The organism is Pseudomonas sp. COW5, from assembly GCF_026240005.1.
In the GTDB taxonomy this organism is placed as follows: domain Bacteria; phylum Pseudomonadota; class Gammaproteobacteria; order Pseudomonadales; family Pseudomonadaceae; genus Aquipseudomonas; species Aquipseudomonas kribbensis.
On record NZ_JAPHVP010000001.1, the window covers coordinates 4,767,516 to 4,792,021 of the forward strand.

Annotated in this window: 21 protein-coding genes; 9 read left to right on the forward strand and 12 right to left on the reverse strand. The window is 60.2% G+C overall.

The features are described 5' to 3' along the window. Nucleotides 1-125 precede the first annotated feature (125 nt). The 7 genes from OQ248_RS21755 to OQ248_RS21785 all read right to left on the reverse strand — a co-directional run bounded on the left by OQ248_RS21755 (nucleotide 126) and on the right by OQ248_RS21785 (nucleotide 7,858). Nucleotides 126-551 carry a GNAT family N-acetyltransferase gene (locus OQ248_RS21755; RefSeq protein WP_085712389.1) on the reverse strand — a complete coding sequence of 142 codons (426 nt, stop codon included), beginning with the start codon at nucleotides 549-551 and terminating at the stop codon, nucleotides 126-128. Continuing rightward, entirely contained in the window at nucleotides 544-1,719 is a 1,176-nt protein-coding gene (locus OQ248_RS21760; protein ID WP_114884016.1) for a cupin domain-containing protein, read from the reverse strand. Before OQ248_RS21760 ends, OQ248_RS21755 begins: the two co-directional genes overlap by 8 nt. A gap of 86 nt (nucleotides 1,720-1,805) precedes the next feature. After that, nucleotides 1,806-3,176: an adenylosuccinate lyase gene (gene purB, locus OQ248_RS21765; protein ID WP_085712387.1), complete on the reverse strand. Its 1,371-nt coding sequence runs from the start codon at nucleotides 3,174-3,176 to the stop codon at nucleotides 1,806-1,808. Between the two features lie 127 nt (nucleotides 3,177-3,303). Further along, nucleotides 3,304-3,927 (reverse strand): high frequency lysogenization protein HflD, encoded by a 624-nt coding sequence (gene hflD / locus OQ248_RS21770; protein ID WP_064380694.1) that lies wholly within the window; start codon nucleotides 3,925-3,927, stop codon nucleotides 3,304-3,306. Further along, on the reverse strand, nucleotides 3,924-5,048 hold the full coding sequence (gene mnmA / locus OQ248_RS21775; RefSeq protein WP_007951446.1) for a tRNA 2-thiouridine(34) synthase MnmA: 1,125 nt from the start codon (nucleotides 5,046-5,048) through the stop codon (nucleotides 3,924-3,926). The genes hflD and mnmA overlap by 4 nt, the downstream gene beginning before the upstream one ends. A 59-nt stretch (nucleotides 5,049-5,107) precedes the next feature. Beyond that, nucleotides 5,108-5,554 carry an NUDIX hydrolase gene (locus tag OQ248_RS21780; RefSeq protein ID WP_103386160.1) on the reverse strand — a complete coding sequence of 149 codons (447 nt, stop codon included), beginning with the start codon at nucleotides 5,552-5,554 and terminating at the stop codon, nucleotides 5,108-5,110. A gap of 78 nt (nucleotides 5,555-5,632) precedes the next feature. Beyond that, nucleotides 5,633-7,858, reverse strand: a complete 2,226-nt coding sequence (locus tag OQ248_RS21785; RefSeq protein ID WP_265813959.1) for an NADP-dependent isocitrate dehydrogenase — start codon at nucleotides 7,856-7,858, stop codon at nucleotides 5,633-5,635. Nucleotides 7,859-8,339: 481 nt separating this feature from the next. On the opposite strand from OQ248_RS21785, the gene icd reads away from it, so the two are divergent. Next, nucleotides 8,340-9,596 (forward strand): NADP-dependent isocitrate dehydrogenase, encoded by a 1,257-nt coding sequence (icd, locus tag OQ248_RS21790; RefSeq protein ID WP_085712383.1) that lies wholly within the window; start codon nucleotides 8,340-8,342, stop codon nucleotides 9,594-9,596. Between the two features lie 79 nt (nucleotides 9,597-9,675). Here the strand turns inward: icd and OQ248_RS21795 are convergent, their stop codons facing one another. Next, nucleotides 9,676-9,957 (reverse strand): cold shock domain-containing protein, encoded by a 282-nt coding sequence (locus tag OQ248_RS21795; protein WP_265813960.1) that lies wholly within the window; start codon nucleotides 9,955-9,957, stop codon nucleotides 9,676-9,678. Between the two features lie 224 nt (nucleotides 9,958-10,181). Here OQ248_RS21795 and clpS point away from each other — a divergent pair, with 224 nt between their 5' ends. Continuing rightward, nucleotides 10,182-10,544, forward strand: coding sequence for an ATP-dependent Clp protease adapter ClpS (clpS, locus tag OQ248_RS21800; protein ID WP_015094394.1), 363 nt, complete (start codon nucleotides 10,182-10,184; stop codon nucleotides 10,542-10,544). 30 nt (nucleotides 10,545-10,574) lie between these two features. After that, entirely contained in the window at nucleotides 10,575-12,845 is a 2,271-nt protein-coding gene (gene clpA / locus OQ248_RS21805; RefSeq protein WP_085712381.1) for an ATP-dependent Clp protease ATP-binding subunit ClpA, read from the forward strand. A 780-nt stretch (nucleotides 12,846-13,625) separates the two neighbouring features. On the opposite strand, the gene infA is transcribed toward clpA, so the two are convergent. The 3 genes from infA to aat all read right to left on the reverse strand — a co-directional run bounded on the left by infA (nucleotide 13,626) and on the right by aat (nucleotide 15,403). Beyond that, nucleotides 13,626-13,844, reverse strand: a complete 219-nt coding sequence (gene infA, locus OQ248_RS21810; protein ID WP_002553999.1) for a translation initiation factor IF-1 — start codon at nucleotides 13,842-13,844, stop codon at nucleotides 13,626-13,628. A gap of 112 nt (nucleotides 13,845-13,956) precedes the next feature. Beyond that, nucleotides 13,957-14,664: an arginyltransferase gene (locus OQ248_RS21815; RefSeq protein WP_119427033.1), complete on the reverse strand. Its 708-nt coding sequence runs from the start codon at nucleotides 14,662-14,664 to the stop codon at nucleotides 13,957-13,959. A 58-nt stretch (nucleotides 14,665-14,722) separates the two neighbouring features. Next, nucleotides 14,723-15,403, reverse strand: a complete 681-nt coding sequence (aat, locus tag OQ248_RS21820; RefSeq protein ID WP_265813961.1) for a leucyl/phenylalanyl-tRNA--protein transferase — start codon at nucleotides 15,401-15,403, stop codon at nucleotides 14,723-14,725. Between the two features lie 475 nt (nucleotides 15,404-15,878). Between aat and OQ248_RS21825 the strand changes: the two genes are divergently transcribed. From OQ248_RS21825 to cysG, 6 genes are all read left to right on the forward strand, one after another. Beyond that, nucleotides 15,879-18,287 (forward strand): DNA translocase FtsK, encoded by a 2,409-nt coding sequence (locus OQ248_RS21825; RefSeq protein ID WP_085712378.1) that lies wholly within the window; start codon nucleotides 15,879-15,881, stop codon nucleotides 18,285-18,287. A gap of 65 nt (nucleotides 18,288-18,352) precedes the next feature. Next, the gene (gene lolA / locus OQ248_RS21830; protein ID WP_007958184.1) at nucleotides 18,353-18,973 is read left to right on the forward strand and encodes an outer membrane lipoprotein chaperone LolA; all 621 of its coding nucleotides are present in this window, start codon (nucleotides 18,353-18,355) and stop codon (nucleotides 18,971-18,973) included. Between the two features lie 24 nt (nucleotides 18,974-18,997). Continuing rightward, the gene (locus OQ248_RS21835) at nucleotides 18,998-20,320 is read left to right on the forward strand and encodes a replication-associated recombination protein A (protein WP_114884005.1); all 1,323 of its coding nucleotides are present in this window, start codon (nucleotides 18,998-19,000) and stop codon (nucleotides 20,318-20,320) included. After that, nucleotides 20,320-20,694 carry a fluoride efflux transporter CrcB gene (crcB, locus tag OQ248_RS21840; protein ID WP_007958188.1) on the forward strand — a complete coding sequence of 125 codons (375 nt, stop codon included), beginning with the start codon at nucleotides 20,320-20,322 and terminating at the stop codon, nucleotides 20,692-20,694. Before OQ248_RS21835 ends, crcB begins: the two co-directional genes overlap by 1 nt. 15 nt (nucleotides 20,695-20,709) lie before the next feature. Continuing rightward, nucleotides 20,710-21,990, forward strand: coding sequence for a serine--tRNA ligase (gene serS / locus OQ248_RS21845; protein ID WP_265813962.1), 1,281 nt, complete (start codon nucleotides 20,710-20,712; stop codon nucleotides 21,988-21,990). Beyond that, nucleotides 21,991-23,385, forward strand: coding sequence for a siroheme synthase CysG (gene cysG / locus OQ248_RS21850; protein ID WP_265813963.1), 1,395 nt, complete (start codon nucleotides 21,991-21,993; stop codon nucleotides 23,383-23,385). Between the two features lie 42 nt (nucleotides 23,386-23,427). Here cysG and OQ248_RS21855 read toward each other — a convergent pair whose 3' ends face one another. Then, nucleotides 23,428-24,429 carry a glutathione S-transferase family protein gene (locus OQ248_RS21855; protein ID WP_265813964.1) on the reverse strand — a complete coding sequence of 334 codons (1,002 nt, stop codon included), beginning with the start codon at nucleotides 24,427-24,429 and terminating at the stop codon, nucleotides 23,428-23,430. Nucleotides 24,430-24,506 lie beyond the last annotated feature (77 nt).

Here is a 24,506-nt window from a genome sequence, read left to right on the forward strand (position 1 = left end):
ATCTCCGCTTTCGAAAGGCTTGATATTGCCAGTTTGTCGGCCCGGGGTGGGGCAAGTTGAATCCTAGACAGCAAAACGCCCCGGCATCGGTCGATGGCGGGGCGTTTTGTGAAGCTCATCGAGCGTTATGCCGAATGGCGAACCATGTCGACATGCGGAATCCCGGCTTCCAGGAACTCTTCGCTGACCAGATTGAAACCCAGACGCTCATAGAACGCCGTGGCCTGCACCTGCGCGCTGAGCATCTGCTGCTTCAGCCCGCGAGCTTCAGCTTCGGCGATGACCGCTTGCATCAGCGCATCGCCGACCTTCAGTCCGCGCCAGTCCTTGAGCACCGAAACCCGGCCGATGTGGCCGTCGGGCAGCAGGCGGGCGGTGCCGATCGGAAAATCGCCTTCGAAGGCCAGGAAATGCACCGCCGTGGCGTCATCGGCGTCCCACTCAAGCTCGGGTGGAACCGATTGTTCGGCAATGAACACCGTTTCGCGAATGCGGCGGATCTCGGCGTTGTCCTTTTGCCAGTCTGCAACACGTACGCGAATCTTATTCATCGTCGGCGAACCCCAGGCTGCCCTGTTTGACCAGTTCGCACAGCAGGCCACGACCATCTTCGTCGCTCAGCCAGTCGCCGAGGTTGTCGGTGTGCAGGGCGTCAGCTGAACAGATCAGCTTCAGCAGCTCGCGCAGCTTGCCCGGCAAGTAGCGGCTCTGGCCGCTGGCGAACAGCAGCAGATCGTCATCGACTTCCGACCATGCCAGGCGCGCGCTCGGGTTGCGGATCAGGATGGCGCCGTCTTCGAGGGCGCTGAGGAAGTCTTCTTCTTCGACTTCTTCCGGGCCGACTACCAGCTCCGGATAACGCGGCTCGGTCATGTACTGGCCGAACCAGGTCAGCAGCAGGCGCTCGTCGCTCATGTGCTCGGCGAGCAGTGCCTTCAGGCGGCCCAGAGCATCGTGCTGGATCTGGTGCGGGTCATCGCTGACCGGCTTCGCATCGGCATCGGTGTAGCGCTCTTCGTCAGTCAGGAACTGGCTGAGGAAGTCAGTGAAGTGGGTCAGCACTTCGGCGGCGCTCGGTGCGCGGAAGCCGACCGAGTAGGTCATGCAGTCATCGACGGCAACGCCGCAGTGAGCCAGGCGCGGCGGCAGGTAGAGCATGTCGCCCGGTTCCAGGACCCACTCTTCGGTCTCATGGAATTCGGCGAGGATGCGCAGATCCGCATGTTGCAGCAGCGGGCTCTCGGAATCGCACATCTGGCCGATTTTCCAGTTGCGCTTGCCGTGGCCTTGCAGCAGGAATACGTCGTAGTTGTCGAAGTGCGGGCCGACGCTGCCACCCGGGGCGGCGAAGCTGATCATCACATCGTCGACGCGCCAGCTCGGCAGAAAGCGGAAGTTTTCCAGCAGTTCGCTGACTTCCGGCACGAACTGATCGACGGCCTGCACCAGCAGGGTCCACTCGCGTTCCGGCAGTTTGCTGAATTCGTCTTCGGCGAACGGGCCGCGGCGCAGTTCCCATGGGCGCTCGCCGTGTTCGATCACCAGGCGCGATTCGACTTCTTCTTCCAGGGCCAGGCCGGCGAGTTCGTCGGCGTCGATCGGGCTTTCGAAATCAGGAATCGCCTGACGGATCAGCAGTGGTTTTTTCTGCCAGTAATCGCGCATGAATTCGCGCGCCGTGAGACCACCCAGAAGTTGAAGAGGAATATCGGGATTCATATGTAACCTATTGAAAAAAAGCATTTTTCAGACGGGAATAAAAACGCCCGGCGCGGCCGGGCGTCTCAAGCGGGTCAAGCAGTCGATCAGATGCGTTTGGCTTGCGCTACAGCGTTGCCGATGTAGTTGGCCGGAGTCAGTTGCTTGAGCTCGGCTTTCGCTGCGGCCGGCATGTCCAGGCCATCGATGAAAGTCTGCAGCGCTTCAGGGCTGATGCCCTTGCCGCGAGTCAGTTCTTTCAGCTTCTCGTACGGGTTTTCGATGTTGTAGCGGCGCATCACGGTCTGGATCGGCTCGGCCAGGACTTCCCAGCAGGCGTCCAGATCGGCAGCAATCTTGTCAGCGTTCAGTTCGAGCTTGCTGATGCCTTTGAGGCTCGCTTCGTACGCGATCACGCTGTGGGCGAAGCCGACACCGAGGTTACGCAGAACGGTGGAGTCGGTCAGGTCGCGCTGCCAGCGGGAGATCGGCAGTTTGCTCGCCAGGTGCTGGAACAGCGCGTTGGCGATGCCCAGGTTGCCTTCGGAGTTTTCGAAGTCGATCGGGTTGACCTTGTGCGGCATGGTCGACGAACCGATTTCGCCGGCGATGGTACGCTGCTTGAAGTAACCCAGGGAGATGTAGCCCCAGATGTCACGGTCGAAGTCGATCAGGATGGTGTTGAAGCGCGCAATGGCGTCGAACAGCTCGGCGATGTAGTCGTGCGGTTCGATCTGCGTGGTGTACGGGTTGAAGGCCAGGCCCAGCTCGTCTTCGATGAAGGCGCGGGCGTTGGCTTCCCAGTCGATCTGCGGGTAGGCCGACAGGTGAGCGTTGTAGTTGCCGACAGCGCCGTTGATCTTGCCCAGCAGCGGAACGGCAGCGACCTGAGCGATCTGGCGCTCAAGACGGTAAACCACGTTCGCCAGCTCTTTACCCAGAGTGGTCGGGGAAGCCGGCTGACCATGGGTGCGAGACAGCATTGGCACGTCGGCAAAGCGCAGGGCCAGTTCGCGGATGGCGTTGGCGGTCTGGCGCATCAGCGGCAGCATCACGTCGTCACGGCCTTCGCGCAGCATCAGGGCGTGGGACAGGTTGTTGATGTCCTCGCTGGTGCAGGCGAAGTGGATGAATTCGCTGACCTTGGCCAGTTCCGGCAGCTTGGCCGCCTGCTCCTTGAGCAGGTACTCGATCGCTTTCACGTCGTGGTTGGTGGTGCGCTCGATCTCTTTCACGCGCTCGGCGTGCTCCAGCGAGAAGTTCTCGGCCAGTTCGTTCAGAACGGCGTTGGCTTCGGCGGAGAAGGCTGGCACTTCCGGGATGCCGGCATGAGCGGCCAGGCGCTGGAGCCAGCGCACTTCAACCAGAACGCGGGCGCGGATCAGGCCGTACTCGCTGAAAATCGGGCGCAGGGCCTGGGTTTTGCCGGCGTAGCGGCCGTCAACAGGGGAAACCGCAGTGAGCGAAGAGAGCTGCATGGGGTGTTCTCGGACAGTCGGGCAACGAAATGGGGCGCGTATCATACATGAAAAAATCCGCCGGTCCGTCGCCAACTGACCGGCGTATTACGCGTTACAGACTACAAAGCTTTTATTGCGCGGCGATTTACTCGCTGCGCATCAACGGATACAGCTCTTTGAGCAGCTTGCGACGACTGATCACCAACTGCCAGCGATGACCGCCGAGCTGACGCCACAGGCGTGCCGAACGGATGCCGGCGAGCAGCAGGGCGCGAATCTTCGAGGCGTTGCTTGGCTGCTGCAGGTTGCGCATGTCGCCGTGCACCTGGATGCGCTGGCGCAAGGTGCTCAGGGTGTCTTGATAGAGCGCGCCACAAGCGGCGATCACGTTTTCGTGGGCCGGGCCGAAATGCTCGACCTGCGACTGGATCTGCGGCAAGCGCTTGCCGATCACGTCGAGCATGTCGTTGCGCTTGGCCAGTTGCCGCTCAAGGCCGAGCATCGACAGGGCGTAGCGCAACGGCTCGCGCTGCAAGGTGCTCGGGTCGCGCTCGAGGGCGCCGATCAATGCGCGATAACCCTCGCGCAGGTTGATGTCGTCGCCGCCGTACACGTCCAGCGTGTCCTTCGGGTCGCGGACCAGCAGGCTGCCGAGCATGCAGCTCAGGCCGGCCTCGTTGGTCTGGCCGGTCTTGGCGATCCGGTCCACCAGCACGGCGGCGAGAAACACGCCGCCCAGAGCCGTCAATTGCTCCTGAGTCGGGCTCATGCCTGGCCGCTCCACGGCTCGGCGACTTCGATCACGCCGCCGCCGAGGCAGATTTCTCCGTCATAGAACACCACCGACTGACCCGGCGTGACCGCGCGTTGCGGTTCGTCGAACACGGCGCGGTAGCCGGTCGCGGTTTTTTCCAGGGTGCAGGCCTGATCGCTCTGGCGATAACGAACCTTGGCGGTCAGGCGCAGTGGCTGGCTCAGATCGATCGGGTTGACCCAGTAGATTTCCGAAGCGAGCAGGGCGCTGGAGAACAGCCACGGATGGTTGTTGCCCTGGCCGACGATCAGCTCGTTGGTGTCCAGGTCCTTGCGCAGCACGTACCACGGCTCGTCGCCGGCGTCTTTCAGACCGCCGATGCCCAGGCCCTGACGCTGGCCGATTGTGTGGTACATCAAACCGTGGTGACGGCCGATGACTTCGCCTTCGGTGGTCTTGATCTCGCCCGGTTGCGCCGGCAGGTATTGCTTGAGGAAATCGCTGAAACGACGCTCGCCGATGAAGCAGATCCCGGTGGAATCCTTCTTCTTGGCGGTGGCCAGCTCGTATTTCTCGGCGATTGCGCGGACTTCCGGCTTTTCCAGTTCGCCGACCGGGAACAGGGTCTTGGCGATCTGTTCACCGCCCACAGCGTGCAGGAAGTAGCTCTGGTCCTTGTTCGGGTCCAGGCCCTTGAGCAGTTCGGTACGACCGTCGATGTCGCGACGGCGCACGTAGTGGCCGGTGGCGATCAGGTCGGCGCCGAGCATCATGGCGTAGTCGAGGAATGCCTTGAACTTGATCTCGCGGTTGCACAGGATGTCCGGGTTCGGCGTGCGTCCGGCCTTGTATTCGGCCAGGAAATGCTCGAACACGTTGTCCCAATACTCGGCGGCGAAGTTGGCGGTGTGCAGCTTGATGCCGATCTTGTCGCACACGGCCTGGGCATCCGCCAGGTCGTCCATGGCGGTGCAGTATTCCGTTCCGTCGTCTTCTTCCCAGTTCTTCATGAACAGGCCTTCCACTTCATAGCCCTGCTCGATCAGCAGGAGAGCGGAAACGGAAGAGTCCACGCCGCCGGACATGCCGACAATGACGCGCTTCTTGGATGTGTCAGAAGGGGCTGGATCACGCATAGGGATTCAATGAGTGTCTTGAAAAAGGACGCGATTCTATCAGGCTCACGGCCTCAAGGCTAAAGGGAAGGGCGGATCAGTTCGAGACCGAAGCGATTGCCGGCGAGATAATCATCGATGCAGCGGATGATCAGCTCGCTGCGCCAGTTGTCTCGCTGGGCCAATAATTCGTCGCGGGTCAGCCACTTGGCGCCGACGATACCGTCGTCCAGTTGGTAATCCGGGTGGTGTTTCACGGCTTTGGCGCTGAAGCACACGCGCTGGTAAGTCACGCCGTTGCTCGGTGCGGTGTACAGATAAATGCCGATCACGCTGGTGGGTTCGACGTCCCAGCCGGTTTCTTCGAGGGTTTCGCGCACGGCGGCTTCGATCAGGGTTTCGTCCGGGTCCAGATGACCGGCGGGCTGATTGAGCACGTTACGGCCAGCCTTGTGTTCCTCGACCATCAGGAAACGACCGTTGTCCTCGACGATGGTGGCGACGGTGATGTGGGGGAGCCATTGCATTGATTGAATCTCCTGGGCGGAAGGCAGAAACACAAACCCCGGCGCATGGCCGGGGTTTGTGATGTTCCCTTTACAACCTTATACCAGCGCAGCAATCGCCGCGTTGAGGGTTGCGCTTGGGCGCATGGCCTTGCTGATCAGCTCGGCATTGGCGTGGTAGTAACCGCCGATGTCCACTGGCTTGCCTTGAACGGCGTTGAGCTCGGCGACGATGGTCGCTTCGTTCTCGGTCAGGGTCTTGGCCAGAGTCGCGAACTGCGCTTGCAGTGCAGCGTCTTCAGTCTGGGCAGCCAGGGCCTGAGCCCAGTACATGGCCAGGTAGAAGTGGCTGCCGCGGTTGTCGATGTTGCCGACTTTGCGCGATGGTGATTTGTTGTTGTCCAGGAACTGACCGGTAGCCTGATCCAGGGTCTTGGACAGAACCAGCGCTTTCGGGTTGTTGTAGTTCACACCCAGGTGCTCGAGAGACGCGGCCAGGGCCAGGAATTCACCCAGCGAATCCCAGCGCAGGAAGTTCTCTTCGACCAGTTGCTGCACGTGCTTCGGAGCCGAACCGCCGGCGCCGGTTTCGAACAGGCCACCGCCGTTCATCAGCGGCACGATCGACAGCATCTTGGCGCTGGTGCCCAGTTCCATGATCGGGAACAGGTCGGTCAGGTAGTCGCGCAGCACGTTGCCGGTCACCGAAATGGTGTCCTTGCCTTCGCGGGTGCGCTGCAGGGTGTACTTCATCGCGTCGACCGGCGCCATGATCTGGATGTCCAGACCGGCAGTGTCGTGATCCTTCAGGTAAGCCTGAACCTTCTCGATCACCACGCCGTCGTGGGCGCGCATCGGGTCCAGCCAGAAAATGGCCGGGGTGCTGCTTGCGCGAGCACGGTTGACGGCCAGCTTGACCCAGTCCTGGATCGGCGCGTCTTTGGTCTGGCACATGCGGAAGATGTCGCCGGCTTCGACAGCCTGTTCCATCAGCAGGGTGCCTTTGCTGTCGATCACGCGAACCACGCCGTCGGCCTTGATCTGGAAGGTCTTGTCGTGGGAACCGTACTCTTCAGCCTTTTTGGCCATCAGGCCAACGTTTGGCACGCTGCCCATGGTGGTCGGATCGAAAGCGCCATTGGCTTTGCAATCTTCGATCACGGCCTGGTAGATGGTGGCGTAGCAACGATCCGGGATCACGGCCTTGGTGTCGTGCAGCTGGCCGTCGGTGCCCCACATCTTGCCGGAGTCACGGATCATGGCCGGCATCGAGGCGTCGACGATGACGTCGCTCGGCACGTGCAGGTTGGTGATGCCTTTGTCGGAGTTGACCATCGCCAGCGACGGACGAACGGCGTAGACCGCTTGAACGTCAGCTTCGATCTGCGCTTGCTGCTCGGTCGGCAGCGATTTGATGCGGGCGTACAGGTCGCCGATGCCGTTGTTCAGGTTGAAGCCGATTTCGGCCAGCACGTCGGCGTGCTTGGTCAGGGCGTCCTTGTAGAACTCGGCAACGATCTGGCCGAACATGATCGGGTCGGAGACCTTCATCATGGTGGCTTTCAGGTGAACCGACAGCAGCACGCCTTGTTGCTTGGCGCTGTCGATTTCAGCGGCGATGAACGCGCGCAGGGCCTTTTTGCTCATGACGGAGCAGTCGAGGATCTCGCCCGCCTGAACGGTGGTTTTTTCTTTCAGGACGGTAGCGGTGCCGTCTTTGGCGATCAGCTCGATCTTCACGGCGTCAGCGGCGTCGATCAGGGCGGCTTTTTCGCTGCCGTAGAAATCGCCGGTGCTCATGTGAGCGACGTGGGACTTGGAGTCCTTGGCCCAGGCGCCCATTTTGTGCGGGTGCTTGCGCGCGTAGTTCTTGACCGACAGCGGAGCGCGGCGGTCGGAGTTGCCTTCACGCAGAACCGGGTTCACGGCGCTGCCCTTGACCTTGTCGTAACGCGCCTTGGCGTCTTTGTCGGCGTCGCTGGTCACGGTTTCCGGGTAGTCCGGCAGGTTGTAGCCCTGGGCTTGCAGTTCTTTGATCGCGGCTTGCAGTTGCGGAACCGAGGCGCTGATGTTCGGCAGCTTGATGATGTTGGCTTCAGGCGTAACGGCCAGGTCGCCCAGTTCGGCGAGGTGGTCGGCTACGGCTTTGTCGCCCAGTTGCTCGGGGAAGCTGGCCAGAATACGTGCTGCAAGAGAGATATCGCGGGTTTCCACGGCGATATCGGCCGAGGCGGTGTAAGCCTCGATGATCGGCAGCAGGGAATAGGTGGCGAGGGCTGGAGCTTCGTCGGTGAAGGTATAGATGATCTTCGAGCGGGTGGGCATATTCGGATTAACTCTCTCTTCTTTGCTAAAGCGTGCGCAGAAACTCGAGGGGCGCCGGGTAAGCGCGTTCGTTCAAAGTCATCCATGAACCGAATGTCGAGAATCTTCGCGGTGATGTTGGGTGCATCAGTAGAGCGTCAAGCAGTCGGACTGCGGTAACAACCCGACCAATCAGGCGGAAAGTCTCGTGCTAGAGAGGCCAGCCGTCGTGACCCTTTGGTCAGCGGGCGGCATTATACATAGGTAGCTGGCAATCTGCCGATGGTTCATATGCAACGATTCTCGTCCATTGGTCTAAAGGTCGCAGGGCGGGGTGGGGCGTAGAGTCGCCGTGAATGCTTGAGATTGGCGCTTTTCCCTTTGCTTTCAGGCTTGTACGAAACGAGATGTGGCCGCGCCCGGAACAGAGGGTTTGCGTGTTGATTCAACTGGGTTACGCTCGAACCAAGCCAGATGTTCAATCCAAACAATGGAGTTCAGCATGGGTTACAAGAAGATTCAGGTTCCAGCCGTCGGCGACAAAATCACCGTCAACGCAGACCATTCTCTCAATGTCCCTGATAACCCGATCATTCCCTTCATTGAAGGTGACGGCATTGGCGTCGACGTCAGCCCTGTGATGATCAAAGTGGTTGATGCTGCCGTGGCCAAGGCCTACGGGGGCAAGCGCAAGATTTCCTGGATGGAGGTTTATGCTGGCGAAAAAGCAACTCAAGTCTATGACCAGGACACCTGGCTGCCTCAGGAAACCCTGGACGCGGTCAAGGATTACGTGGTTTCCATCAAGGGCCCGCTGACCACTCCGGTCGGTGGCGGGATCCGCTCCCTCAACGTTGCCCTGCGTCAACAGCTCGATCTCTATGTCTGCCTGCGCCCTGTGGTGTGGTTCGAAGGCGTGCCAAGCCCGGTTAAAAAGCCCGGCGACGTCGACATGGTGATCTTCCGCGAGAACTCCGAAGACATTTATGCCGGTATCGAATGGAAGGCCGGCTCCCCGGAAGCCACCAAGGTCATCAAGTTCCTGAAAGAGGAAATGGGCGTCACCAAGATCCGCTTCGACCAGGATTGCGGTATCGGCATCAAGCCGGTTTCGAAAGAAGGCACCAAGCGTCTGGTGCGCAAGGCCCTGCAATACGTGGTGGATAACGATCGCAAGTCGCTGACCATCGTGCACAAGGGCAACATCATGAAATTCACCGAAGGTGCCTTCAAGGACTGGGGCTACGAGGTCGCGCGCGATGAATTCGGCGCCGAGCTGCTGGATGGTGGCCCGTGGATGAAATTCAAGAACCCGAAAACCGGCCGCGAAGTCATCGTCAAGGACGCCATCGCCGATGCCATGCTCCAGCAGATCCTGCTGCGTCCGGCCGAATACGATGTGATCGCCACCCTTAACCTCAACGGTGACTACCTGTCCGACGCCCTGGCGGCGGAAGTGGGCGGTATCGGTATTGCGCCGGGTGCCAACCTGTCCGACACCGTGGCCATGTTCGAGGCGACCCACGGTACTGCGCCGAAATATGCCGGCAAGGACCAGGTCAACCCGGGCTCGGTAATCCTGTCGGCCGAGATGATGCTCCGCCACCTGGGCTGGACCGAGGCGGCGGATCTGATCATCAAAGGCACCAACGGCGCGATCAAGGCCAAGACCGTGACCTACGACTTCGAACGTCTGATGGAAGGCGCCACACTGGTGTCGTCGTCGGGCTTCGGTGAGGCGATCGTCAAGCACATGTAAGAAAGGCAGCTGCAACGAAACCGCCCGGCTCGAGTGATCGAGCCGGGCGGTTTGTTTTCTGGCAGGTGTTCTGGTCGTTTCAGCTGGTCACTGACTGGTAATGAGCCGCTGGCGAGACGGCGTCTTTTGCAGTCTCCACATTCTGAATTTTTGTGGCGTGCAGGCCTTTGGGCCCTTGCACGATCTCGAATTTGACGATTTGCCCGGCTTTGAGGGTTTTGTACCCGTCCATTTCAATGGCGGAGTAGTGCGCAAAGAAATCGATTTCCTTGCCGTCCTCGTCTTTCCCCTCGCGGGCGTCGGTGTTGATGAAACCGAACCCCTTGGCATTGTTGAACCATTTCACCTTGCCGACAGCCATGCTCAAATCCCTCTGCAACAGTCTCCATCGCTGGAGTATCATCCAATTCATCCGCAGTCGAATCCGTTAAAAAGATTGACTCCGCGGATCTTTTTTACCCACTGTGGGTTCTATTGGTTGTAACACCGTTTTCCCGATAGTCAAGGTGACCGGGCAGTCGGAGTTGAAAACGTGTCAAGCCGCCCCCACCACTGTATTTGCACAACTGACGAACCTTTCTTTCCATGCATGCAATCAGCCAGATTCGACTAACATTCAATCAGGATCGCCCTGATTTACACGACGACGATTCAGCGGGTATTGCTGTTCAGGAAGCAAAGCCTGCGTTACAGGCGCCGCCGATGTACAAGGTGGTTTTGTTTAATGATGACTACACACCGATGGATTTCGTCGTCGAAGTGCTCGAGGTGTTTTTTAACCTGAATCGCGAGCTGGCGACCAAGGTCATGCTGGCCGTCCACACAGAAGGGCGGGCAGTATGTGGAGTGTTTACCCGCGACATCGCCGAGACAAAGGCCATGCAGGTCAACCAGTACGCCAGGGAAAGCCAGCATCCGCTACTCTGTGAAATCGAGAAGGACGGTTAATCGCCGACCACTTGGGTATGAGGTGAAGCTATGTTAAACCGCGAGCTCGAAGTCACCCTCAATCTTGCCTTCAAGGAGGCTCGTTCGAAGCGTCATGAGTTCATGACCGTCGAACACCTGCTGCTGGCCCTATTGGACAATGAGGCTGCCGCCACCGTATTGCGTGCCTGCGGCGCAAACCTCGACAAACTCAAGCACGACCTGCAGGAGTTCATCGACTCCACCACGCCGCTGATCCCCGTCCATGACGAAGATCGCGAAACCCAGCCAACCCTGGGCTTCCAGCGTGTGCTGCAACGTGCTGTCTTTCATGTACAGAGCTCGGGCAAGCGCGAAGTAACCGGCGCCAATGTGCTGGTTGCAATCTTCAGTGAGCAAGAGAGTCAGGCAGTGTTCCTGCTGAAACAGCAGAGCGTTGCACGAATCGATGTCGTCAACTATATCGCCCATGGCATTTCCAAGGTGCCGGGGCATGGCGATCACTCTGAAGGTGAACAAGATATGCAGGACGACGAGGGCGGTGAGTCTTCTTCTTCAGGCAATCCGCTGGATGCGTATGCCAGCAACCTCAACGAACTCGCACGCCAGGGCCGGATCGATCCGCTGGTCGGGCGTGAAACGGAAGTCGAGCGTGTCGCGCAGATTCTCGCGCGTCGGCGCAAGAACAATCCGTTGCTGGTAGGCGAGGCAGGTGTGGGTAAAACCGCGATTGCCGAAGGTCTGGCCAAGCGCATCGTCGACAACCAGGTGCCGGACCTGCTGGCCAACAGCGTCGTTTACTCCCTCGATCTGGGAGCCTTGCTCGCAGGCACCAAATATCGCGGCGATTTCGAGAAGCGCTTCAAGGCGCTGCTCGGTGAGCTGAAAAAACGTCCGCAGGCGATCCTGTTCATTGACGAGATCCACACCATCATCGGTGCGGGTGCTGCGTCCGGTGGCGTCATGGATGCCTCGAACCTGCTCAAGCCGCTGCTGTCGTCGGGTGACATTCGCTGCATCGGTTCGACCACGTTCCAGGAATTCCGTGGCATCTTCGAGAAAGACCGTGCCCTGGCACGTCGCTTCCAGAAGGTCGATGTGGTCGAGCCGTCGGTAGAAGACACCATCGGCATCCTGCGCGGCCTGAAAGGGCGTTTCGAACAGCACCACAACATCGAATACAGCGATGAGTCGTTGCGCGCCGCAGCTGAGCTGGCTTCGCGCTACATCAATGACCGGCATATGCCGGACAAGGCCATCGATGTGATCGACGAGGCGGGCGCCTACCAGCGTCTGCAGCCGGTCGACAAGCGTGTGAAGCGCATCGACGTGCCACAGGTTGAAGACATCGTGGCGAAGATTGCGCGGATTCCGCCAAAACACGTCACCAGTTCCGACAAGGAGTTGCTGCGTAACCTGGAGCGCGACCTGAAGCTGACGGTGTTCGGTCAGGATGCGGCGATCGATTCGCTGTCGACCGCGATCAAGCTGTCCCGTGCGGGCCTCAAGTCGCCGGACAAACCGGTCGGTTCGTTCCTGTTCGCCGGGCCTACCGGTGTCGGTAAAACCGAGGCCGCGCGGCAATTGGCCAAGGCGCTGGGGATCGAGCTGGTTCGTTTCGACATGTCCGAGTATATGGAGCGCCACACCGTATCGCGTCTGATCGGTGCGCCTCCGGGTTATGTCGGTTTCGACCAGGGCGGTCTGCTGACCGAGGCGATTACCAAGCAACCGCATTGCGTATTGCTGCTCGATGAAATCGAGAAGGCGCATCCGGAAGTCTTCAACCTGCTGCTGCAGGTGATGGACCACGGTACGCTGACCGACAACAACGGGCGCAAGGCGGATTTCCGCAACGTGATCGTGATCATGACCACCAACGCCGGTGCCGAAACCGCGGCGCGTGCTTCGATCGGTTTCACTCATCAGGACCACTCGTCCGATGCGATGGAAGTGATCAAGAAGAGCTTCACGCCGGAATTCCGCAACCGTCTGGATACCATCATTCAATTTGGTCGCCTCAGTCACGAGGTCATCAAAAGTGTGGTGGACAAGTTCCTCACCGAACTTCAGGCGCAGCTGGAAGACAAGCGGGTGCTGCTGGAAGTTACCGACGCGGCGCGCAGTTGGCTCGCGGCCGGTGGCTATGACTCGGCAATGGGCGCTCGCCCGATGGCGCGTCTGATCCAGGACAAGATCAAGCGTCCGCTGGCGGAGGAGATTCTGTTTGGCGAACTGGCCGAGCATGGCGGTGTGGTTCACATCGACATCAAGGATGGTGAGCTGACGTTTGACTTCGAGACTACGGCAGAAATGGCTTGATGGCTGGTAAGTGAAAAGGCGCCTTCGGGCGCCTTTTTGTTGTCTGCGGTTTTTTATTTTGGGGGCATATCCGTTGCTTCGGGAGCTGCCGCTGGCGGTTTCGCCCTTACGGCGAGTCACCTTTTCCAAACGCCGAAAAGGTAACCCAAAAGGCTTTACCCTGACGTACGGCCCCTCGCTGAGGCTCGGGGTTCCTTCGCTCCGGGATTGATCCGGGGGCATCGCCTACGGTTTGCTTCGCTGCACCTCCTCTCGATGTGTTTGGCTTCGCCAAACGGTCGCTGCGCTCCCGCCCCGAATCAATCCCTCCACTCAGCCTGCCGACGGGCCTTGAGATCAAAAGCTTTACTCGAGCTAACGCTCATCGTGGTGAGTGGTGAGTGGTGAGGGGCTCTTGATCTGGCTTTTGCTCTGGCTCTGGCTTTTGATTTTTTGCCCCTTCGGCAGGCCGAGCGGAGGTGTCCATCAGGGGGTAGGCGCGCAGCGCCGTGCGGCGAAGCCGCATACATCGAGAGGAGGTGCAGCGAAGCAAACCGTAGGCGATGCCCCCTGATGGACACCGTAGCGAGGGAACACTGAGCCTAAGCGAAGTGCCGTACGCCAGGGCGTAGACTTTTTGGTTGCTTTTGAGGCGTTTGTCAAAAGTGACTCGCTGTAAGAGCGAAACCGCCAGCGGCAGCTCCCGAAGCAACGGATATACACTCAAAACTCAAGCGCAAACCCAAAACCCGGACAAACAAAAACGCCCGGCATTAAGCCGGGCGTCTTGTATTGACTTGATTAGCGAGCGCGGTAAGTAATACGCCCTTTGCTCAAGTCATAGGGCGTCAGCTCGACGCGCACTTTGTCACCGGTAAGAATACGAATGTAGTTCTTGCGCATCTTGCCGGAAATATGCGCGGTTACGACGTGCCCATTTTCCAACTCCACACGAAACATGGTGTTGGGCAGGGTGTCGACGACAGTGCCTTCCATTTCGAAGCTGTCTTCTTTCGACATGCAGTAAAGCCCTCGGTATCCAATGAATGGCCCGGTGCAACTGCGCCAGGCAAAAGCGGCGTGCATTGTGCCCGAAAAATGGGGTTTACGCCAAGGGGTTTAGGGCTTTCGATCAGTTCAGGATGACCCAGCGCTGATTAATCAGCAGTTCGATAGGCCGATATTGGGTCTTGTAGTTCATCTTTTTGCAGTTTTTGATCCAGTAGCCAAGGTACACGGCTTCAAGCCCAAGGCGTCCGGCTTCAGCGATTTGCCAGAGGATGGCGTAGCGTCCGAGGCTGCGGCGTTCTTCCTCTGGTTCGTAAAAGGTGTAGACCGCCGACAGGCCGTTGGGCAGAAGGTCGGTGACGGCGACGGCCAGCAACCGTCCGTCGAGCCGGAACTCGTAGAAGCGTGAGAAGGGCAGGTCGCGAACCAGAAAAGTCGAGAATTGATCACGGCTCGGCGGGTACATGTCGCCGTCGGCATGACGCTGTTCGATGTAGCGCTGATAAAGATCGAAATACTCTTCGCTGAAGGCCGGTTTGACCGGGCGCACCTGCAAGTCGGCGTTGCGTTTGAAAATGCGCTTTTGTTGGCGATTAGGGTTGAATTGCGCCACTGGAATGCGCGCAGGCACGCAAGCATTGCAGTTCTGGCAATGCGGGCGGTACAGATGATCGCCGCTGCGACGAAAGCCCATTTCCGACAGGTCTGCGTAGACATGCACATCCATGGGCTGGCTCGGATCGAGAAACAGGGTCGTAGCCTGTTCCTCGGGCAGATAACTGCAAGAGTGAGGCTGAGTGGCATAAAACTTCAACCGCGCCAACTCGGTCATGATCAACCCTCGGGGGTAAGCTGGTGAATTAAGTGTAAGCCACGCGCGCAAAAGTCGCTCAGCAAACCCAGGTGGCCAGGTTGGGTCGGTCGAGGTGTCGGGCCAGATACTCGGCAAAGGCAGGGCGGGAAATTGCCCGGGCGCCCAGGCTGTGCAGATGATCGGTCGGCATCTGGCAGTCGATCAGCACGAAGCCCGCGTCTTTCAGGTGCCGCACCAGCGTGGCAAAGCCGTACTTGGAGGCATTGTCGGCGCGACTGAACATCGATTCCCCAAAAAACAGCTGCCCCATAGCCAGACCATAGAGGCCGCCGACCAGTTTGCCTTCATCCCAGACTTCCACTGAATGGGCGAAGCCGCGTTGGTGCAGTTCAATGTAGGCATCCTGCATGGCCTCGGTGATCCAGGTGCCATCAGCGTAATCCCGTGGCGCGGCGCAGGCGCGGATAACCGCTTCGAAGTCCTGATCGAAGGTCACTTGATAGCGTTGCTGGCGCAGCAGTTTGCCCAGACTGCGCGAGACATGCAGTTCGTCGGGAAACAATACGGTGCGCGGATCCGGCGACCACCAGAGGATGGGCTGTCCTTCTGAGAACCACGGAAAGCAGCCGTGGCGATAGGCCTGGATCAGGCGATCGGCGGACAGGTCACCGCCGGCCGCCAGCAATCCGTTGGGATCGCGCATGGCCTTTTCCAGTGGCGGGAAAGTCAGTGAATTGCGTTGTAACCAAGTCAGCATGGCGTCCAGGCTTGCAGAAGGGGAGGGCGGTGGGCGGCAGGGCCCGTTGCAAAGTGTGCCGTTAAATGGCGCGAATGTCCTCCCGAACCTGCGCGAAGTCGACGCTGCTGCAACTTGCCTTTCAGGATGCGGTCGTAGACGGGCGACGAGCTTGAGGGTGCATGCTTCGCTACGTTCATCAAATACACCTCATAAGCCTTTGTCACAAAAGACAATGCATGCTCAAATTGCGTCGCAGGTTTGGTCTGCTTGGCTATGCTTGAACATGGGGTTCGAAGCATGGCATCGAACGCGCAAACCCGTACAATGCCGGGCTGTTACAGAATATTCGCAGTGTGCCGTGTTTATAAAAGAGCGGGCGCAGTGTTAAAAGTAGTCTCAGTTGCGCCCGTCAATTTTTTACCTGCCTGGATTGGGCAGTTTTTTATCGTCATTCAATAGATGGACGCGCCGCTGGCGCAGGAAAAGAAGCGTTTTGAAGAAATCCACGGAAGCACCAAAAACAGTCGTTCCGCTTTGGCGCCAGCAATTGCACTACCGGCTCAAGGAAGGTGCATTGATCGCCATCGGCGCTCTGTGCCTGTTCCTGATGATGGCCTTGCTGACCTACGGCAAGGACGATCCGGGCTGGAGCCACAACAGCAAGATCGACGACGTGCAGAATTTCGGCGGTCCGGCGGGCTCCTACAGCGCCGACATCCTGTTCATGGTGCTGGGTTACTTCGCGTACATCTTTCCGTTGCTGCTGGCGATCAAGGCGTATCAGATCTTCCGTCAGCGCCACGAGCCGTGGCAGTGGAGCGGCTGGCTGTTTTCCTGGCGCTTGATCGGCCTGGTTTTCCTGGTGCTGTCCGGCGCCGCGCTGGCGCACATTCATTTCCATGCGGCCACCGCATTGCCGGCCGGCGCAGGCGGGGCGCTGGGCGAAAGCCTCGGCGATCTGGCCCGCAATGCCCTGAACATTCAGGGCAGCACATTGCTGTTCATTGCTCTGTTCCTGTTCGGTCTGACCGTATTCACCGACCTGTCGTGGTTCAAGGTGATGGACGTCACCGGCAAGATCACCCTCGATCTGTTCGAACTGTTCCAGGGCGCGATCAATCGCTGGTGGTCGGCGCGTACCGAGCGCAAGCAACTGGTGGCGCAACTGCGTGAAGTCGATGACCGGGTGCACGACGTGGTCGCACCGACCGTCACCGACAAGCGCGAGCAGGCCAAGGTCAAGGAGCGCCTGATCGAGCGTGAGCAGGCCCTGAGCAAGCACATGTCCGAGCGCGAGAAACAGGTTCCGCCGGTCATCGCCCCGGCCCCGGTCAAGGCGCCGGAGCCGAGCAAGCGCGTGCAGAAAGAGAAGCAGGTGCCGTTGTTCGTCGACAGCGCCGTGGAAGGCACCTTGCCGCCGATCTCGATCCTCGATCCTGCGGAAAAGAAACAACTCAATTATTCGCCCGAATCCCTGGCGGCGGTCGGCCACTTGCTGGAGATCAAGCTCAAGGAGTTCGGCGTCGAAGTCACCGTGGACTCGATCCATCCGGGCCCGGTCATTACCCGTTACGAAATACAGCCGGCTGCCGGTGTGAAGGTCAGCCGTATCGCCAACCTGGCGAAAGACCTTGCACGTTCGCTGGCCGTGACCAGCGTGCGGGTGGTCGAGGTGATTCCGGGCAAGACCACGGTCGGTATCGAGATCCCTAACGAAGACCGCCAGATCGTGCGCTTCTCCGAAGTGCTGTCGACCCCCGAGTACGACAACTTCAAGTCGCCGGTCACCCTGGCCCTGGGCCACGACATCGGCGGCAAACCGGTCATCACCGACCTGGCGAAGATGCCGCACCTGCTGGTAGCCGGTACGACCGGTTCCGGTAAGTCGGTGGGTGTGAACGCGATGATCCTGTCGATCCTGTTCAAGTCCGGCCCGGACGACGCCAAGCTGATCATGATCGACCCGAAAATGTTGGAACTGTCGATCTACGAAGGCATTCCGCACCTGCTGTGCCCGGTCGTGACCGACATGAAGGACGCCGCCAACGCCCTGCGCTGGAGCGTTGCCGAGATGGAGCGTCGCTACAAGCTGATGGCGAAGATGGGCGTGCGAAACCTGTCCGGCTTCAACGCCAAGGTCAAGGAAGCCCAGGACGCCGGCGAGCCGTTGAGCGATCCGCTGTACAAGCGCGAAAGCATCCACGACGAAGCGCCGTTGCTGCAGAAGCTGCCGACCATCGTCGTGGTCGTGGACGAATTCGCCGACATGATGATGATCGTCGGCAAGAAGGTTGAAGAACTGATCGCCCGTATCGCCCAGAAGGCGCGTGCGGCCGGTATCCACCTGATCCTCGCGACCCAGCGGCCGTCGGTGGACGTGATCACCGGTCTGATCAAGGCCAACATCCCGACGCGCATGGCGTTCCAGGTATCGAGCAAGATCGACTCCCGGACCATCATCGACCAGGGCGGCGCCGAACAACTGCTCGGCCACGGTGACATGCTCTACATGCCGCCGGGCACCAGTCTGCCGATCCGGGTTCACGGCGCCTTCGTATCCGACGATGAAGTGCATCGGGTGGTGGAAGCCTGGAAACTGCGCGGCGCGCCGGAATACAACGACGACATCCTCAACGGTGTCGAAGAGGCGGGCAGTGGTTTCGAAGGCAGCAGCGGCGGCGGTGACGGTGATGATCCGGAAGCCGACGCGCTGTACGACGAAGCCGTGCAGTTCGTGCTGGAAAGCCGCCGCGCCTCCATTTCCGCGGTACAGCGCAAGCTGAAGATCGGCTACAACCGTGCCGCGCGCATGATCGAAGCCATGGAAATGGCCGGCGTCGTGACGTCCATGAACACCAACGGTTCCCGCGAAGTCCTGGCCCCTGGCCCGGTGCGCGACTGATTCAAATGCAATGGACGGTGCATGAGGCGCCGTCCACTTTCCCACGCGTATTCAAGAGGACTCCCATGCGTCTTATCCGCATGCTGCTGCCGGTACTGGCTCTGACCACCCTCACGGCTCACGCCGATGACAAGGATGTGGCTCGCCTGACCCAATTGCTGGAAACATCCAAGACCCTGACGGCCAACTTTTCCCAGCTGACCCTCGACGGCAGCGGCACCCAGTTGCAGGAAACCACCGGCGACATGACCCTGCAGCGTCCGGGCCTGTTCTACTGGCACACCAATGCGCCGGCCGAGCAGACTATGGTCTCCGACGGCAAGAAAGTCACCCTGTGGGACCCGGACCTGGAGCAGGCCACCATCAAGAAACTGGACGAGCGTCTGACCCAGACCCCGGCCCTGTTGCTGTCCGGTGACGTATCGAAGATCAGCCAGAGCTTCGATATCAGCGCGAAAGAGGCGGGTGGTGTGATCGACTTCACCTTGAAGCCGAAAACCAAGGACACCCTGTTCGACAGCCTGCGTCTGTCGTTCCGCAACGGTCTGGTCAATGACATGCAACTGATCGACAGCGTCGGCCAGCGCACCAACATCCTGTTTACCGGGGTGAAGGCCAACGAAGCGGTCCCGGCCTCGAAGTTCAAGTTCGACATCCCGAAGGGTGCCGATGTGATCCAGGAATAAACACAGAGGTTTCAACGCTACGTGATGGATCTGTTTCGCAGTGCACCGATTGCCCAGCCGCTGGCCGCCCGTTTGCGGGCGACCAATCTGGATGAGTACGTCGGTCAGGAACACGTGCTCGCTCGCGGCAAACCACTGCGCGAAGCGCTGGAGCAGGGTGCCCTGCATTCGATGATCTTCTGGGGCCCGCCGGGCGTGGGCAAGACCACCCTGGCGCGGCTGCTGGCGGAAGTCTCGGATGCGCACTTCGAAACGGTCTCGGCCGTGTTGGCCGGCGTAAAGGAAATCCGTCAGGCGGTGGAAATCGCCAAGCAGCAGGCCGGCCAGTACGGCAAGCGCACGATCCTGTTTGTCGATGAAGTGCACCGCTTCAACAAGTCCCAGCAGGACGCCTTCCTGCCGTACGTTGAAGACGGCACGCTGATCTTCATCGGCGCCACCACCGAAAACCCGTCCTTCGAATTGAACAACGCATTGCTGTCGCGGGCGCGGGTCTATGTACTCAAGAGCCTCGACGAAGCGGCGTTGCGCAAACTGGTGCACCGCGCCCTCACCGAAGACCGAGGTCTGGGAAAGCGTCATCTGACCCTCAGCGATGAAGGCTTCCAGATGCTGCTGTCCGCCGCCGACGGTGATGGCCGGCGATTGCTCAATCTGCTGGAGAACGCCTCGGACCTGGCCGAAGACAACAGCGAGATGGGCACCGAGTTGCTGCAAAGCCTGCTCGGCGACACTCGCCGACGTTTCGACAAGGGCGGTGAGGCGTTCTACGACCAGATTTCCGCGCTGCACAAATCGGTGCGCGGTTCGAACCCGGACGGCGCGCTTTACTGGTTCGCGCGAATGATCGACGGCGGCTGCGATCCGCTGTACCTGGCCCGGCGCGTGGTGCGCATGGCCAGCGAAGACATTGGTAACGCCGACCCTCGCGCCCTGAGCCTGTGCCTGGCCGCGTGGGAAGTGCAGGAGCGTCTCGGCAGCCCGGAAGGTGAGTTGGCAGTGGCTCAGGCCATCACCTATCTGGCCTGCGCGCCGAAAAGCAACGCGGTGTACATGGGCTTCAAGACCGCGCTGCGCGCCGCCGCCGAACACGGCTCCCTGGAAGTGCCGCTGCATCTGCGCAACGCACCGACCAAACTGATGAAACAACTGGGTTACGGCGACGAATACCGCTATGCCCACGACGAGCCGGACGCCTATGCCGCCGGCGAAGACTATTTCCCGGAAGAACTCGACCCGATTCCGTTCTATCAGCCCGTGCCCCGGGGCCTGGAGCTGAAGATCGGTGAGAAGCTCAACCATCTTGCCCAACTCGATCGTTTAAGCCCCCGGCAGCGGAGAAAATAGTGGTTCCATTGATCGTTGCAGTCTCCGTCGGCGGGATTGCCGGCACCTTGTTGCGCTTCGCCACCGGCAATTGGGTCAACGCCAATTGGCCGCGGCACTTCTATACCGCGACGCTGGCCGTTAATATCGTGGGCTGCCTGTTGATCGGCGTGTTGTACGGCCTGTTTTTGATACGCCCGGAAGTACCGATCGAGGTGCGCGCCGGGTTGATGGTCGGCTTCCTCGGGGGGCTGACGACTTTTTCATCCTTTTCACTGGATACGGTGCGTCTGCTGGAAAGCGGGCAAGTGCCGCTGGCCCTGGGCTATGCGGCCATCAGCGTATTCGGCGGGCTGCTCGCGACGTGGGCCGGCCTGTCCCTGACCAAACTTTGATAACGAGAAACCGACATGCTCGATTCCAAACTGTTACGTAGCAACCTCCAGGACGTAGCGGACCGCCTGGCTTCCCGTGGCTTTGCCCTGGATGTCGCGCGCATCGAAGCGCTGGAAGAACAGCGCAAGACCGTCCAGACCCGCACCGAAGCACTGCAGGCTGAGCGTAACGCGCGTTCCAAATCCATCGGTCAGGCCAAGCAGCGCGGCGAAGACATCGCGCCGCTGATGGCGGACGTCGAGCGCATGGCGGGCGAACTGAGCGCCGGTAAAGTCGAGCTGGACGCGATCCAGACCGAGCTGGACTCGATCCTCCTGGGCATCCCGAACCTGCCGCACGAATCGGTACCGGTCGGCGAAGACGAAGACGGCAACGTCGAAGTCCGCCGTTGGGGTACTCCGACCGCGTTCGACTTCCCGGTTCAGGACCACGTGGCCCTGGGCGAGAAGTTCGGCTGGCTCGACTTCGAAACCGCCGCCAAGCTGTCCGGCGCACGTTTCGCCCTGCTGCGTGGCCCGATTGCCCGCCTGCACCGCGCACTCGCGCAGTTCATGATCAACCTGCACGTCACCGAGCACGGCTATGAAGAGGCCTACACGCCTTATCTGGTTCAGGCTCCTGCGCTGCAAGGCACTGGTCAACTGCCGAAGTTCGAAGAAGACCTGTTCAAGATCGGTCGCGAAGGCGAAGCCGATCTGTACCTGATCCCGACCGCCGAAGTGTCGCTGACCAACATCGTGGCCGGTGAAATCGTCGATTCGAAGCAACTGCCGATCAAGTTCGTCGCCCACACTCCGTGCTTCCGCAGCGAAGCGGGCGCGTCGGGTCGTGACACTCGCGGCATGATCCGCCAGCACCAGTTCGACAAGGTCGAGATGGTACAGATCGTCGAGCCGTCGACGTCGATGGACGCGCTGGAAGGCCTGACCGCCAACGCCGAGAAAGTCCTGCAACTGCTGGGTCTGCCTTACCGTACCCTGGCGCTGTGCACCGGCGACATGGGCTTCAGCGCGGTCAAGACTTACGACCTGGAAGTGTGGATCCCGAGCCAGGACAAATACCGTGAAATCTCGTCGTGCTCCAACTGCGGCGACTTCCAGGCCCGCCGCATGCAGGCGCGTTTCCGCAACCCGGAAACCGGCAAGCCTGAGCTGGTGCACACCCTGAACGGTTCCGGCCTGGCGGTCGGTCGTACCTTGGTGGCCGTGCTGGAAAACTACCAGCAGGCCGACGGTTCGATCCGCGTGCCGGACGTGCTGAAGCCGTACATGGGTGGCCTCGAGGTCATCGGCTAAATGAAATATCTGCCGCTGTTTCACAACCTGCGCGGCAGTCGTGTGTTGGTTGTCGGTGGGGGGGAAATTGCCTTGCGCAAATCCCGCCTGCTGGCCGATGCCGGTGCGCTGCTGCGGGTGGTCGCACCTGAAATTGAAGCGCAACTGCGCGAACTGGTTGCCGTCAGCGGTGGCGAGTGTCTGTCGCGCGGTTACGCCGAAACGGATCTGGACGGTTGCGGGCTGATCATTGCCGCCACCGACGATGAAGCGTTGAACGCGCAAGTTTCCGCCGATGCTCATCGGCGTTGCGTGCCGGTCAACGTGGTGGATGCGCCGGCGTTGTGCAGCGTGATCTTCCCGGCGATCGTCGACCGTTCGCCGCTGATCATTGCGGTGTCCAGCGGCGGCGATGCGCCGGTGCTGGCCCGGCTGATCCGCGCCAAGATCGAAACCTGGATTCCCTCGACCTACGGCCACCTGGCCGGTCTGGCCGCGCGTTTTCGTGATCAGGTCAAAGGCCTGTTTCCCGATGTGCAGCAGCGTCGCGGTTTTTGGGAAGACGTGTTTCAGGGGCCGATTGCCGACCGCCAGCTGGCCGGGCAGGGCGCCGAGGCCGAGCGTCTGTTACAGGCGAAGATCGACGGCGAAGCGAGTGTTACCACTGGCGAGGTGTATCTGGTGGGCGCTGGGCCGGGTGATCCGGATCTGCTGACTTTCCGTGCCTTGCGCCTGATGCAGCAAGCCGATGTGGTGCTGTACGACCGCTTGGTGGCGCCTGCGATTCTTGAGCTGTGCCGCCGCGATGCCGAGCGTGTCTACGTCGGCAAGCGTCGCGCCGATCACGCCGTGCCGCAGGATCAGATCAACCAGCAACTGGTGGATCTGGCTAAGGCCGGCAAGCGCGTGGTGCGGTTGAAGGGCGGGGATCCGTTCATCTTCGGCCGTGGCGGCGAGGAGATCGAGGAACTGGCGGCCCATGGCATCCCGTTCCAGGTCGTGCCGGGCATCACAGCTGCCAGCGGTTGTGCGGCGTATGCCGGGATTCCGCTGACCCATCGCGATTATGCGCAGTCGGTGCGTTTCGTTACCGGGCACTTGAAGGACGGTTCCACCGATCTGCCGTGGGCCGACCTCGTCGCGCCGGCGCAGACGCTGGTGTTCTACATGGGCCTGGTGGGGTTGCCAGTCATCTGCGAGCAGTTGATCAAGCATGGTCGTGCGGCCGATACCCCGGCAGCGTTGATCCAGCAGGGCACCACGGTCAATCAGCGGGTCTTCACCGGCACCCTGGCCGACCTGCCGCGTCTGGTGGCGGAGCATGAAGTGCATGCGCCGACGCTGGTGATCGTCGGCGAAGTGGTACAACTGCGCGAGAAACTGGCGTGGTTCGAGGGCGCTCAGGGTCAGGTCTGACTCTGAAGGGAGCGTTCCCACGCGGTGGGAACGCTCCTGCTCTCAACCTCTGCGCCAAACCCCTTTCCCGCCCAACCGGTCCCGGTCATGGGCAACAGTGAAATCCTGCTTCGGCCCCTTCGGCACAACCCCCGTCGGGTTGATGGTCTTGTGGCTGCCGTAGTAGTGATTCTTGATGTGCTGGAAATCCACGGTCTCGGCAATGCCCGGCCACTGGTACATCTCACGCAGCCAGTTCGACAGGTTCGGATAGTCGCTGATCCGCCGCAGATTGCATTTGAAATGCCCGTGATACACCGCGTCGAAACGAATCAGTGTGGTGAACAACCGCACGTCTGCCTCGGTGAGGTATTCGCCCGTCAGATAACGGTTGGCGCCGAGCACCTGCTCCAGATGATCGAGTTCGGCAAACACATCGTCGAATGCCTCTTCATAGGCCTGTTGCGAAGTGGCGAAACCGGCGCGGTATACACCGTTGTTCACCGCCGGGTAGATCCGCTCGTTCAGCGCATCGATCTCGCTGCGCAATGGCGCCGGATAGAAGTCGAGATCGTTGTCGGTCAGGTCATCGAAGGCGCTGTTGAACATGCGGATGATCTCCGCCGATTCGTTGCTGACGATGCGCTTGAGCTTTTTGTCCCACAGCACCGGCACCGTGACGCGGCCGGTGTAGTCGGCAGTATCAGCGGTGTAGCGTTGGTGCATGAAGTCGAAGTGGTCGAGCTTGTCGCCGGTCGAGCCGAGGTTCTGGTCGAAGGTCCAGCCGTTTTCCAGCATCAGCCAGCTGACGACTGAAACGTCGATCAGGCTTTCCAGGCCCTTGAGCTTGCGCAGGATCAGCGTGCGGTGCGCCCACGGACAGGCGAGGGAGACATAAAGGTGATAACGCCCGGCTTCGGCGGCGAAACCGCCTTCACCGCTCGGGCCCGCCTCGCCGTTGCGAGTGACCCAGTTGCGGCGCTGCGCCTGTTCGCGCTGGAACGCGCCGTCCTTGCTGCTTTCGTACCACTTGTCCTGCCAACGGCCGTCGACGAGTAAACCCATGATCAAGACTCCAGAAACCAATAATCGTTGGAGTGGAGTCTATTCCGATGAGTTCGAACAAAAAGCGCAAAGATCGG